The following is a 12715-nucleotide window of genomic DNA, read 5'->3' on the forward strand; positions in this document are numbered from 1 at the left end:
GAACATCACCCTCTATGCGATATTGGTGTGGCAATTTACCCTTTAGCCTAGTGGACGAGGGAAATTTTTATCGGTAGCGGCGATCAATCAATAGGATAATAAAGGATGCACCTGAGCGATCGCGCCATTCAGCCCCAAGTCAATGTCAAACTTATCAAAACCTATCAAAGGAGATGCTAATTTGGTTAGCCCAGCCTCTTTTAAAACCACAAAATCAGAAGAAATTTTTGCTGCTGCTCAAGCCCTAATGCCAGGGGGGGTTAGCTCTCCAGTACGAGCCTTTAAATCCGTTGGTGGTCAGCCCATCGTTTTTGATCGAGTCGCAGGAGCTAATATTTGGGATGTGGATGGTAACGAATATATCGATTATGTGGGCACTTGGGGGCCAGCCATTTGTGGCCATGCCCATCCCGAAGTCATTGCCGCCCTACAAAATGCCCTGAGCAAGGGAACCAGTTTTGGTGCACCTTGCCTCCAAGAAAACATCCTGGCGGAAATGGTCATTGATGCCGTTCCCAGCATTGAAATGGTGCGGTTTGTCAATTCAGGAACCGAAGCCTGTATGTCGGTTTTGCGATTGATGCGAGCCTTTACGGGACGGGAAAAAATTATTAAATTTGAAGGTTGTTATCACGGCCACGCCGATATGTTCCTGGTCAAGGCTGGATCGGGGGTTGCGACTCTGGGACTACCTGACTCACCTGGTGTTCCCAAATCAACAACGACCAGTACCCTAACGGCTCCCTACAATGACCTAGAAGCCGTCAAAGTTCTTTTTCAAGATCATCCTGACAGTATTGCAGGTGTTATTCTAGAACCAGTGGTTGGTAATGCGGGCTTTATCCCTCCCGATGCTGGATTTTTAGAAGGATTACGAGAATTAACGAAGGAATACGGAGCCTTACTCGTTTTTGATGAAGTGATGACTGGTTTTCGGATTGCTTACGGTGGTGCTCAAGCAAAATTTGGTATTACGCCCGATTTAACTACCCTGGGTAAGGTTATTGGGGGTGGTTTACCTGTGGGAGCCTATGGTGGTCGTCAAGATATTATGGCGATGGTCGCTCCGGCTGGCCCCATGTATCAAGCGGGAACCTTGTCGGGCAATCCTTTGGCGATGACGGCTGGCATTAAAACACTAGAACTATTGCAAAAGCCTGGCACCTACGAATATTTGGATAAAATTACCGGTCGTTTAGCAACGGGTTTATTGCAGGCGGCCAGGGATAACGGTCATCAAGTCTGCGGCGGTCATATCAGTGCCATGTTTGGCCTGTTCTTTACGGCGGGCCCAGTTCGCAACTATGAAGATGCCAAGCAAGCGGATTTGGCTAAATTCGGTCGTTTCCATCGCGGTATGTTAGAGCGGGGAATTTATCTGGCTCCGTCTCAATTTGAAGCCGGATTTACTTCCTTGGCCCATACGGAAGCGGATATCGATCGCACGATCGCAACTGCTAAGGAGGTTTTGGCTCAGATCTAATTTGTAAGCCCAGTAGCCTTCGCTCTGTAGGGCCAACCAACAGATGACTAAACAAAACGATCGCTGGAACGCCTGCCTATATCAAGAGCAGCACCAATTTGTCTGGCAATACGGTCAGGATTTGCTGGAATTACTTAATCCTCAAGCGGTCGAAGTGATTCTAGATTTAGGCTGTGGTACGGGACAGTTAACCCAAGTTTTGGCTGAAAAAGGGGTCAGGGCGATCGGAATTGATCGTTCTAGTCAGATGATTGAGCAGGCCCAACGCAATTTTCCGGATCTGGAATTTCAAGTTGCCGATGCGACGGCTTTCTCCTTACCGATGGTAGTAGATGCGGTTTTTTCTAATGCAGTTTTGCATTGGATTCCCCAGGCAGAGGCGGTGATTAGTTGTATTCATCGAGTTTTAAAGCCTGGGGGTCGTTTAGTGGTGGAGTTTGGTGCCAAGGGAAATGTTGCACACATTCTATCGGCGATCGCGTTTGGCTTGGAAAAATTAGGAAAAACTCGTCCTCAACCCTGGTACTTCCCCACCTTAGGAGACTATACAACCCGATTAGAAAACCAAGGTTTTTGGGTCAATTATGCGACGACCTTTGAACGCTTAACGCCCTTAACCGATGGCGATCGGGGGTTAGAAAATTGGTTGAAAATGTTTACTCAGGAGTGGCTAGGAGATTTGTCAGAGGTAGAAAAAAAACAACTTTTTCAACAGGTAGAAACTCAATTGAAATCAACCCTTTATGATCAGGGCAACTGGTTTGCCGATTATTGTCGTTTGAGAATTGTCGCAACTAAATTGTAGTTTTTTAATCAATTTAATCATTTATCATTTTCTAGCTTGTTTTTTAGCCAGGCTATAGCTTCTTTTATTTCTGCCACTGTTTCTTCCTTTTCTAGCTCAGGACGCTGCACCATAATCACAGGGATTCCTAATTCTCGTGCTGCTAGAATTTTAGGGTAAGTGGCATTACCACCACTATTTTTACTAACGATTACCTCAATTTTGTAGGTTTGTAACAGCGATCGCTCCTCATCTAAATCAAAGGGGCCACGAGCTAAAAGAACTTTGCCCTGGGGCAGGGAACCATTAAGAGAAGGTGGCTCAACCATTCGCATCAGAAACCAGTGATCGGAAAGCGTCGAAAAAATAGCCAATTCTTGCCGACCAATACTTAAAAATACCCGTTGGGCTAACGGAGATAAGATACTAACTGCCGCTTCATAACTTTCGACTTCTATCCAATTATCTTGCTCACTTTTTTGCCAAGCAGGACGCAGTAAACGTAGATAGGGAATCACCAGCGATGAGGCCGCGATCGCCGCATTTTGGGAAATTTGAGTGGCAAAGGGATGGGTCGCATTAATTAAAAAATCAATTTTCTCCTGCTGTAAATAGTCTCTTAAGCCTGGGATTCCGCCAAAACCACCGATACGAGTTTGAATCATGGGAATCATCGGCTGACGAGTGCGGCCTGCCAAGGAAAAAAAGACCTCTAGATCAGGAATTTTCGCTGCTTGAGCCGCTAATTGCCAACCTTGATCCGTGCCTCCTAAAATTAGAACTCGTTTCGTTTTAACCATCCTGTTTTGCTGAATAAATTTATGATAAATTCTTGGCAGAAAGGTTTTATTGGCCTCGATTTTTCTTTATCCAGAACCTTGCTATATTTTGCGTACAGGTTATACCCTCCCCGTTTTTGCTGTAGCTGCTGCCAAGGCTGCTTTGTTGCATCTTCAAAATACCAGTCTAGACATTTTCTCCACCGTCACCCTAGATTTACTGCCAGGGGATGCCAATATTGAGATTCAACAAGTCGCTCGGTTAACCCCAGAAAGTGCCTTGGGCATGACTCTGAGTGATCCAGGTGATAACTTAGATCTGACTCGCCATACTCCTATTTGGGCTTGGGTACAATTACAAGAAAGTCAAACAGAATCCTTAATCCTAGAAGCAGGGGAAGGCCTTGGTAAAACGTTATCAGGGGATCCGGCTATTTACCGTTATGCTCGTCGCCTGTTTGACACCAATTTATTACCCTTAATTCCCAGGGATCGCAGTTTAAGGGTGAAGATTATCCTGCCAGAGGGCCGACAACTGGCTCAACGTACCTCTAATGAGGCCTTTGGTATTGTGGATGGACTCTCTCTGATTGGTACCAGTGGCATTTCTCAGCCCTTATCGGCGGAAGACCATCTAGAAGAATTTCGTCAAATCCTGCAAACGAAGGTTCAAAGCCAACCCCATTTAGTGTTTTGCATTGGTAGTCATGGCATCCACACCGCTAAACAACTCGGTATTCCAGAGGCGGCGATCGCACCAACGGGCAACTGGATTGGGCCACTCTTAGTGGAAGCAAGTTTACGGGGAGCTCAATCAGTGCGGTTATTGGGTTATCAAGGCAAATTAATTAAGTTAGCTGGCGGCATTTTCAATACTTCTAGTCATTTAGCCGATGCCAAACTGGAGATTATCAGTGCAGCCCTAGTGCGGATTGGTGGCCCTCTAAATCTGGTGGAAGCAATTTTAATGGCCAAAACAGCCGATGAAGCTTACCAGTTATTGGTAAAAGAAGGGTGGTCTGATCAGGTTTTTTCGGCCTTAGCCCATACTATTCAGGAAAAAGCCCAACGCTACGTGCATAAGTACGCAAATAGATCTTTGGTGATTGGGACAATATTATGCGATCGCGCTGGTAACATCATTGCCCAGGCAACTATTCTCCCTCAAACCCTAGCCAATCAGGCTTTTCCGCCGCACAAGAAACCATGCTGAGTTCTAACTTCGTCAGCTTAACTACAGCAAATGTCAAGAGATTCGTTACAATAGCGAATATGATTGTTCAACCCTATTTTTTGTAACAGACTTTTTGATCCTCAGCCAGAACGGCGATCGCTCAAACACTCGCTAAAACACAATGACCATTGATAACATCCGACTACGCAACGAGTTCATTAATACCCAGGTAATCACCCGCAACACAGGTAAGAAATTAGGGGTGGTAAAAGAGATTTTGGTGGATATTGACCAGCGTGAGCTTGTTGCCCTGGGATTGCGGGATAATATTTTGGCCCTGTCTGGTATGCCCCAATACCTCTACCTCAACAGTATTTGTCAAACAGGGGATGTCGTACTGGTAGAGGATGAAAACGTCTTTGAGATTGTCGATATTGATGCCTATACTTCCCTCATTAACAGCGAAGTGATCACGGAAACAGGCGAACCTCTAGGACGAGTTCGGGATTTTCAATTTAACTTAGAAAATGGCAAAGTTTCCTCAATTATTATTGCCTCTCTTGGTTATCCCCAAATCCCAGAGCAACTGATCAGCACCTACGAATTATCAATGGAAGAAGTGATCAGTAGCGGACCCAATCGCCTCATCGTTTTTGAGGGTGCTGAAGAACGTCTAACCCAACTAAGTGTAGGATTGCTAGAGCGATTAGGTATTGGTCGTCCGGCTTGGGAAAAAGAAGAAGAGGATATGTATTATCCCCCGACTGCTCGTCCCGAAAATCAATTAGGCACTGGTACTCCTATTCGTACTCCTGTCCAGGTTCGCCAACCCGTTATGGAAGAGCGTTGGCATGAAGATGACTGGGAAGAAACTCGTCCCGCCCCGCCCCTACGTCGTCAGGCAGAAACCATTCGCTATGAAGAGGATGATTACGAGGAGGATAATTGGGGAGAAAGTAAACGGGAAATGGCTGTCCGTCAACCTCTCTATGAACCGGAAGATGACTATGATGGCGATCTGTGGGATGAGTCCATGGAACCTGAACCCTACAATCCGCCCAGAGTTAATATTCCTGAAAAACGGCGGGAAAAAATGCCTGAATATTACGAAGAATAGTAAACTGTTCACCATCTAAAACGCATAGAGGCAAGGGGCTTAAGCCCCTTGTAACAAGACTTTCAGCAAAATCGTTATGCAATTTAAATTCGTAACAGCTTATTCTGATTGTCTTTAAGGGGAGAAAGAAGCTTCCTGGCTTTGGTGTTTAAACTGCATTAAATACAAACGTTGATAGTAACCGGCTTTCTCCATCAGTTGTTCGTGGGTTCCTAATTCAACAATTTTTCCTTGATCTAAAACCGCAATTTGGTCGGCGCGATGAACGGTAGAAAGTCGATGGGCAATGACTAAACTGGTTTTAGATTGGGATAGCTCGTTAATGGCTTCCTGCACTAATTGTTCTGAAACCGTATCTAGCGCACTGGTGGCTTCATCTAAAATCAGAATTTCGGGATCTCTTAATAAGGCTCTTGCGATCGCCATGCGTTGTTTTTGCCCCCCCGATAAAAGTACCCCCCGATCGCCGAGTTCTGTTTCAAAACCCTTGGGTAAATTAAGAATAAATTCATAGGCGTTAGCCCGTTTAGCAGCCTCGATAACTTCTGCTTCGGTTATATTTTCCAAACCGTAGGCAATGTTATAAAAAACCGTATTATTAAAGAGAAAAGTATCTTGACTGACGACTCCCATTTTTTGCCGTAGGGAACGGATATCATAATTTCTTAAATCCAGCCCATCAATCAGAATCTTCCCCTGGGTGGGATCATAAAATCGGGGTAATAAATCGGCGATCGTGGACTTTCCCGCCCCAGAAGCTCCGACTAAAGCTACCATTTTGCCCTTGGGAATGTTTAAGGTAATGCCTTTCAGAACCATGTCTTGATGATCTGGATAGGTAAAATAAATATTGTCAAAACAAATAGATTCTTGCAATCCTGGAAAAGAAATCTCACCGTTGACTAAAAAGGGCTTATTATCTCGCTGCAAAAAATCGGTTGCCATTTTGATTCCGTAGGATAAATTTGCTAATTGGCTACGGATTGTGTTTAATTGATTAATCAAGGGCAATAAGCGAAATAAAACCACTAAATAGGTTAATAGAATGGGTGCAAAATATCTTACTTGTACTAAAAAAAGATAGCGTCCGATAACGACCATTAATAAAACGGTAACAATTCCGGAGATTTCATTAAAAGGCCCCATCAAGGCAAAAATAGATTGAAATTGAAATTCAGCTTTTTCTCGTTCTCTAATCAATTGGGCAATTTTTTGATACTCCTGGGCTTCATTGCTAACAGTTTTAATCAGACGAATGCCGGTTAAAATTTCAAATAATTTATTAGAATAATCTCTAGATTTCAGAGAAAGTGTCTTCCCAAAATGGCGGGAAGAACGAATAAAAACCTGATTGATTAAAGCGACTAAACCCAATAGAAAAACAGCAGAAATGGTGAGTTGCCAGGAAAGATAAATTAATAACCAGACAAAAACACTAATGGTAATGACAGTGGTTGATAAGTTAATTAAAGATCGAATGCCTGATGCGACCCTGGCAACTTCCTCATTAATGGTATTTAAAATATGGCCTGTTTTATGTTTTGCATAAAAATCTAGATCGACCTCTAGGGCAATTCGCAATGATTCTAAGCGGATGTCACTAACGAGGTTTTGGGAGAGACGACTAGAAACTAAACTGTTGCCATAAGTGGCCATATTTTTGAGGATGATGGCCAATAAAATAGTTCCAAACAAACAAAGCAATCTTTCTCGCTCATTTAAGCCGCTAAAAAGGTTTAATGCCTTTTGAATTAAAGGAGGTGTATCTTTAAAAAGCTCTTTTTGCTGTCCTAAAAAAGCTAATAAAAGAGGGACAATGAGAGTTGTTCCAATACCATTAAAAATTGCCCCTGAAAAGCCCAAAATAATGGTTGATAGAATGAGTATTGGATGTTTAATTGCGTACTTAAGCAGGAGGGAATGCTTGAACATTCGGATCAATTACTCAGAAACAACGGAAATTGATAATTCAGCGATCGCGGCAGTAATTGCAGGATCGATAGCTGACCAATCATAATAGGTTTTGGCCCATTCGTAACCTAAACGAGCCAAATTTTCAGCCAAAATGGGATTGTCCCACAGTTCTGCGATCGCCGCCAAAATCTCCTCGTCCCGATCAGCCAAGATGAGGGGAAAGGGAGCCGACAAAGATAACCCTTCTGCCCCTTTTTGGGTACTAATGACTGGACAGCCCGCCGCCAAGGCTTCCAAAATTTTGAGACGAGTGCCACCACCACTGATTAAAGGCACCACCTGAACGGAGGCTGAAGCCAAATAGGGTCGCACATCTGCCACCATTCCTGAAACGATAATGTTGGCATCTTGGGCCGCGGCCGTCAACATCTTAACGGTGGGAGTTCTGCCAATGAGCAATAAACGACAATCAGGATAGCGAACTTTTAGGGCTGGATAAAGACGATCCAGTAAAATATCCACCGCCTCTTGATTAGGAGGATAGGAGAGTTGCCCTAAAAAGAGCAAATTATGGCGTTTATCTCCTAATGCCGGTAAAGAGAGTGTTTTTCCCTGCCAAACCTCGTCATAGTAGCTAACATCAATGCCATTAGGAATCACCTTGGGTTGTAGCTCTTGGCCATACCACTGACGAACTAAAGAGGCATCTTCGGGACTGCAAACCCAGACTTGATCTCCTGCTCGACAAAAAGCTCTTTCTAAACGTTTTAAATGATTCTGTTCAAGCTGATATTTCAATCGGGCTTTCAAGCGGTATTGGTCTGGCTGACTTTCTGGCCCCAATTGCTGATGTAAATGAGCTTCGACGTTCTGGTTATCAACAATGATTTGACAGGGATAGCTGCGAACAACCTTAAGATAGGGATACATCCAAGCCTGTTCAAGAATCACCAAATCGGGTTTAAAGTCCCTGAGCAGTTGGGCTAAAGCCTGGGCTGCTTGTACTGAATAATTCCAGTCGGCACTATGGTGACGCTTGGGAAAAAGCCACCAAAAATGACGGTTAAATCGCTCCCAGGCACTGCGTTGTTCTTCTACATTACAATGACACCAACGCTCAATTAGAGGCAGTTGTAGGTTTTTGGGTGTCCAGTTGCAAGCAGAAAACAGGGCTACTGTTCCCCGTCTTGCCATTAAGTTGATCAACTGCCAACTCCGCAGAGAACTGCCCCCCCGTACTGGATAGGGAACTTCTCGGAGAATAAACAGAGTACGAAGTTTAGAGGACATGGGAAAGAAAATTGCTCAGTATTTGATAGGCTTGATACCCCAAATCTTAACGACGCAGAAACCGTATCACGGCTTCCCCAATTTCCTGGGGCCAGTGTTCCTGGGGATAATGTTTCGCTTCCGGCAGTTTAAAGAGTTCTAATTGGGGATTTTGGGCAACTAGGGTTTCCACTGGGTCAAGGGTTAGCCAGGGATCTTGCATTCCCCAAATCAAGAGGGTGGGTTTTTGCCATTGTTTTAGCCCCGTCTCAACTTCTGTCAGGGTTTTGGCAAAATTGAGATTTTTAGTCGTGGTTAACAAAGCCCGTCCCGATGCGGAGGTTTTTAAAAAGGGTTTACGGTAGATATCTAATCTTGCGTCACTGATCACAAAGCCGCTACCACCCTCTAGGGTACGGTCAATCAGTAGGGGATCCTGCGTGACCATATCGCCCAGAAAGGGAATTGTCCATTGTTGCATGAGCCAGGGCAATTTTACGGTGGGGGTTAGGGGGGTATTCAGAATGATGAGGCGATCAATTTGGGCGGGATGTCTTAGAGCGTATTGAATGCCAACCGAGGCTAAGAATCCTTGCACGATGAGGGAAATTTTAGGCAGTTCTAACGCGCTCAAAAAATCTCCTAGGGCCTGTAAATAGACTTCTGGAGTATAGGCAAATTCTCGTTTTTCCGGTGGGTGTGACCTTTAGTTGATGAAGGAAAAGAAAAGTGTTAACATGGGATGAAAAGTGACAAAGAGGAAACAATGATGACAGCAAAACTAATTAATGTAGAGGGTTCAAAGATAAAAATAGAACTAACATTAGAACTCAGTCGTTCAATGTTGGATACAGAAATAAATATTCAAAAAGGCTTAAACGAAGTAGGTTGCATCGCCAGCAAAGAAGCCTTGAAATATTTAGATACAGATGGTTCACCCTTAAAAATCGGTGAAGAAATCTGGAAGAGTAAGGGAGAGCAACCGAAAGAATATCAAACACCTTATGGTGAGGTTATAGTGAATCGTCATGTATATCAGCGTTCACCTTTGAGGAAAAACGTATTGCCCCTTAGAAAGAGAAGCAAGGATAATCATAACATCAACGCCATTATTGGCAAAACAGGTATCCTCAAAAATGTCAGGGATGGCAGGCAAAGAGGTGAAAAATGATTTATTAGAAAATCATGGTAGAAAAGTAGCGCTATCCTATATCCAAAGATTGAGTGAAGCAGTAGGAAGTGTGGTACAGGCAAAAGAAGAAGCGTGGAGTTATGCCCCGCCCAAGGAGGATAGCCAAATTGCAACAGTGGGAATAGGATTAGATGGAACCTGTATGCTGATGTGTGAGGATGGCTACCGTGAAGCAATGGTGGGAACCGTTTCCCTATACGATAGTGAAGGCGAACGTCAACCTACAATCTATCTAGGTGCGGCACCAGAGTATGGAAAAAAGAGTTTTCTAGAAAGATTAGAAAGAGAAATTGAGCGAGCGAAAAACCGTTATCCAGAGGCAACATTGGTCGGGATAGCAGACGGGGCAGAATCAAATTGGAAGTTTTTAGAAAAGCAAACGGAAGAACAGATATTAGATTTCTATCATGCCTCTGGTTACTTAGGTGCCTTGGCAGAAGCGTTGCATCCGAATACCGTGTCAAAACAAAAAGAATGGTTGACTGAAAATTGTCGAGAACTCAAGCATGAAAAAGGAAAAGCAGGAGAACTGCTAAATCTGATGAAAGAAGTCAAAGAAGAAAAAAGTCATTCTAAGAATCTTACCGAGAAACTACAAGCGGCGATTACTTATTACGAGAATCATCAGCATCAAATGGATTATGCTGAATACTTAGAGAAAAAGTATCCGATTGGTTCAGGTGTTACGGAAGCAGCTTGTAAGACGTTGGTCAAACAACGATTATGTTGTTCAGGGATGCGATGGAAGGAAAAAGGAGCAGGAATTATTTTGAGCCTACGAGCTTTGGTATTGACCAAGGAACGATGGAGTCAATTTTGGGCAAAACTTGATCAATATGGGTTCCCTGTAGAACCCTGATTACAACAGCTTTTATCAACTAAAGGTCGCACCCTTTCCGGTTTGCTCGAAAAGCCGGAGCCAATCCAATCTGGAGCGATCGCTCGCCAGCCCTGTTCTCCCAATAGTTCTAACAAACTAGACCAGGTTAAGCTTTGGGACGGTAAACCATGTAACAGCACCACCGGCGATCGCTCTGCTGCTAACTGAGATGCTGACTCAGAGGACACTTCTCGATAGAACCAGTTTAAATCGGCGATCGCGATCGTATTTTCAGTTATTTTCACAGACCTTTGTTATCCTTAGTGATTAAACAATTTCTAAAATTCTGTCTTAGAATACAGCATCTTTAAGGCACTTGGGTCTGTAATACTCAGGGGAGCCTTTTCCTTACACCGTTCTTCAAGCCCCACAACCAAGGAGATTGAACATGAACGCCTCTGAGCAAGCCAAAGGATTAGAAACCACCAGCAAAATTGCGACGGTAATCCATCTGTTTAAATCCCAGTTTCCCGACGCTAGGCCTGACTTGAAACCCTGGCAAAACGATCCTGACACCCAGGAAATGGTCGATCCCCACTCCATTGATATTGGATTTCATTTGCCTGGCTGGAGTCCTCGTTTCCAAAGTCGTAGTATGCTAGTCCAACTCCGGTTTCATCCCGATCCCATTGACCAATCTCAACATCTCATTGGTATCGAAACGGTTGGCATTAACCACCAAGGTCAGGCCTGGCGATTAGCGACTGTGGATAATTGGCAAATTGTAGGTAAATCTTTACCCGCAGCGGATATTGGCGAAAAATTACGGAGTTTCAATCGCGCTGTCTTTGAACTGTTTAAAGCCCCGATCACCTCTTAAAAGGCCTCTTAAATATTAAACGCTCACACAAAAAGGAGGTGAAGGAGATGAGTATAGATCCCCCGCAGCCTCGTCACAGCCCCAGTTATAGTTACCAGTGGCCAGGCACAAAGTCCTCACTGATAACTCATAAGACTCTGGGGAAATTAGTCTTTACAATCATCGTCTTTATCGCCTGGACATTTGCCGCCATAGACGGTTTGGGTATCCTGGGGATAATAGGTGGTTGCTTTGGCTAGGGTTTCGATTCCCACGACGAGGAGCAACGCGATCGCTAAACTGGTGACTAGGTTACGTTTCATCATTACATCTCCTGAACACATCCTGACACACCGAGACCATAGAGAGGATGATCCTCTACCCTTTCAGCATAGTCAGTCCCCATTGGCATGTCAGTCCCCCAATTCGGTTGGTTTTTCTTGACGAACATGGAAAAAAAGGGAATAAGAGGGAATTATGCTGGTGCGTGTTAAACCCAGTCTTCATCTTCGTCCTCATGCCAATCGGGTGGAGCATTGGAATTGAGTGGCGGGTTAATCACTCGATAGTTGGCATCATAAATTTTTTTGGCCGGTGTTGAAGTTTTTTGCGACGGGGAAGACTCTGGCGATCGCGGCCGGGTTGATCGACTTTGCGGGGGGCGGGGTTCGCGGTAGGTATAGGAATAGATAGTTCCTTCGCGAGTGCTTGTTTTAGGCGGCTGGGAAACCTCAAATTGCTTTAAATCCTCTGAACGCAGACGCGGAGGTGTGGATTCAACGGGACGAGGTTGTTCTAAAGGGCGAGAAATGGGTCTTTCTGTGTAGGACGGGATATCGATAATCGGTTCAGTATCTTCTTTTGCTTCTACTTTCGGTAACGGCGACGACCCTGGACGCTGATCCACTGTCCTTGGTATCTCTGGCAGATCTTCTACCTCCCAATCTTCTGCTTCAGGAATCGGGTTATCCCATTCCCAATCCTTGCCATTGGCCACCGGCGATCGCATTGTTTCTGTTGGGCGAGGGGGCGGCGTAGGCTGAGGCGATCTGGGTGGTTGGGGTGTGGTTTGGGGACGAGGTGATGATCTGACTTGACTGATTTTGGCCGGTTTACCCATCCTATTTAAAATTTGTAAAACAAGGCTAATTAGCACTCCCAGTAGGATAAAGCCAATAACCCAAAGTCCCAGGGGTAGAGAGAGGACAAAGAGAGCCGTTTTGTCACTATTGCCCAAAAAATAGAGTAATACGGGGTCTCGGTTTTGGAGAAAAAAAATCAGTCCTAGCCCCGAAAGAAATAAAACCAGCAGTCCGCGCATAAT

12 protein-coding genes and 1 pseudogene are annotated in these 12715 nt (G+C 44.5%); 6 read left to right on the forward strand and 7 right to left on the reverse strand.

What is annotated here, in order from left to right; translation table 11 throughout:
• Window positions 1–181 precede the first annotated feature (181 nt).
• Together hemL and KA717_10480 are read left to right on the forward strand one after the other, a co-directional pair.
• Window positions 182–1483, forward strand: coding sequence for a glutamate-1-semialdehyde 2,1-aminomutase (hemL, locus tag KA717_10475; GenBank protein UXE64622.1), 1302 nt, complete (start codon window positions 182–184; stop codon window positions 1481–1483).
• A gap of 43 nt (window positions 1484–1526) precedes the next feature.
• Complete coding sequence (locus KA717_10480; GenBank protein ID UXE63051.1) at window positions 1527–2288, forward strand: class I SAM-dependent methyltransferase; 762 nt, start codon at window positions 1527–1529, stop codon at window positions 2286–2288.
• A gap of 17 nt (window positions 2289–2305) precedes the next feature.
• Here the strand turns inward: KA717_10480 and KA717_10485 are convergent, their stop codons facing one another.
• Window positions 2306–3067 (reverse strand): cobalt-precorrin-6A reductase, encoded by a 762-nt coding sequence (locus tag KA717_10485; GenBank protein UXE63052.1) that lies wholly within the window; start codon window positions 3065–3067, stop codon window positions 2306–2308.
• A gap of 49 nt (window positions 3068–3116) precedes the next feature.
• Here KA717_10485 and cbiD point away from each other — a divergent pair, with 49 nt between their 5' ends.
• Window positions 3117–4259 carry a cobalt-precorrin-5B (C(1))-methyltransferase CbiD gene (gene cbiD / locus KA717_10490; protein UXE63053.1) on the forward strand — a complete coding sequence of 381 codons (1143 nt, stop codon included), beginning with the start codon at window positions 3117–3119 and terminating at the stop codon, window positions 4257–4259.
• 142 nt (window positions 4260–4401) lie between these two features.
• On the forward strand, window positions 4402–5337 hold the full coding sequence (locus KA717_10495; protein UXE63054.1) for a PRC-barrel domain-containing protein: 936 nt from the start codon (window positions 4402–4404) through the stop codon (window positions 5335–5337).
• 114 nt (window positions 5338–5451) lie between these two features.
• Here KA717_10495 and KA717_10500 read toward each other — a convergent pair whose 3' ends face one another.
• The 3 genes from KA717_10500 to KA717_10510 are packed head-to-tail and all read right to left on the reverse strand — an operon-like array spanning window position 5452 to window position 9154.
• A complete protein-coding gene (locus KA717_10500) occupies window positions 5452–7269 on the reverse strand; it encodes an ABC transporter ATP-binding protein/permease (GenBank protein ID UXE63055.1) in 1818 nt (605 codons plus the stop codon).
• 9 nt (window positions 7270–7278) lie between these two features.
• Entirely contained in the window at window positions 7279–8541 is a 1263-nt protein-coding gene (locus tag KA717_10505; protein UXE63056.1) for a glycosyltransferase family 4 protein, read from the reverse strand.
• A gap of 46 nt (window positions 8542–8587) precedes the next feature.
• Window positions 8588–9154 (reverse strand): hypothetical protein, encoded by a 567-nt coding sequence (locus KA717_10510; protein ID UXE63057.1) that lies wholly within the window; start codon window positions 9152–9154, stop codon window positions 8588–8590.
• A gap of 135 nt (window positions 9155–9289) precedes the next feature.
• On the opposite strand from KA717_10510, the pseudogene KA717_10515 reads away from it, so the two are divergent.
• Window positions 9290–10571, forward strand: a pseudogene (locus tag KA717_10515) (ISKra4 family transposase).
• Here KA717_10515 and KA717_10520 read toward each other — a convergent pair.
• Window positions 10544–10837 (reverse strand): alpha/beta fold hydrolase, encoded by a 294-nt coding sequence (locus KA717_10520; GenBank protein ID UXE63058.1) that lies wholly within the window; start codon window positions 10835–10837, stop codon window positions 10544–10546. The pseudogene KA717_10515 and the gene KA717_10520 overlap by 28 nt on opposite strands.
• 143 nt (window positions 10838–10980) lie before the next feature.
• Here KA717_10520 and KA717_10525 point away from each other — a divergent pair, with 143 nt between their 5' ends.
• Window positions 10981–11412, forward strand: a complete 432-nt coding sequence (locus KA717_10525; protein ID UXE63059.1) for a hypothetical protein — start codon at window positions 10981–10983, stop codon at window positions 11410–11412.
• Between the two features lie 146 nt (window positions 11413–11558).
• Here the strand turns inward: KA717_10525 and KA717_10530 are convergent, their stop codons facing one another.
• Both KA717_10530 and KA717_10535 read right to left on the reverse strand, forming a co-directional pair.
• Complete coding sequence (locus KA717_10530; GenBank protein UXE63060.1) at window positions 11559–11717, reverse strand: hypothetical protein; 159 nt, start codon at window positions 11715–11717, stop codon at window positions 11559–11561.
• 164 nt (window positions 11718–11881) lie between these two features.
• The gene (locus tag KA717_10535) at window positions 11882–12712 is read right to left on the reverse strand and encodes a hypothetical protein (GenBank protein UXE63061.1); all 831 of its coding nucleotides are present in this window, start codon (window positions 12710–12712) and stop codon (window positions 11882–11884) included.
• Between the last annotated feature and the right edge of the window lie 3 nt (window positions 12713–12715).

This window comes from Woronichinia naegeliana WA131, assembly GCA_025370055.1.
Taxonomy (GTDB): Bacteria; Cyanobacteriota; Cyanobacteriia; order Cyanobacteriales; family Microcystaceae; genus Woronichinia; species Woronichinia naegeliana.

What these genes read in the sequence shown, in the direction of transcription:
- KA717_10535 (UXE63061.1), bottom strand. Translation starts at nt 12,712, where the DNA reads ATGCGCGGACTGCTGGTTTTATTTCTTTCGGGGCTAGGACTGATTTTT.
- KA717_10495 (UXE63054.1), top strand. Translation starts at nt 4,402, where the DNA reads ATGACCATTGATAACATCCGACTACGCAACGAGTTCATTAATACCCAG.
- KA717_10485 (UXE63052.1), bottom strand. Translation starts at nt 3,067, where the DNA reads ATGGTTAAAACGAAACGAGTTCTAATTTTAGGAGGCACGGATCAAGGT.
- KA717_10525 (UXE63059.1), top strand. Translation starts at nt 10,981, where the DNA reads ATGAACGCCTCTGAGCAAGCCAAAGGATTAGAAACCACCAGCAAAATT.
- KA717_10500 (UXE63055.1), bottom strand. Translation starts at nt 7,269, where the DNA reads ATGTTCAAGCATTCCCTCCTGCTTAAGTACGCAATTAAACATCCAATA.
- KA717_10530 (UXE63060.1), bottom strand. Translation starts at nt 11,717, where the DNA reads ATGATGAAACGTAACCTAGTCACCAGTTTAGCGATCGCGTTGCTCCTC.
- KA717_10480 (UXE63051.1), top strand. Translation starts at nt 1,527, where the DNA reads ATGACTAAACAAAACGATCGCTGGAACGCCTGCCTATATCAAGAGCAG.
- KA717_10505 (UXE63056.1), bottom strand. Translation starts at nt 8,541, where the DNA reads ATGTCCTCTAAACTTCGTACTCTGTTTATTCTCCGAGAAGTTCCCTAT.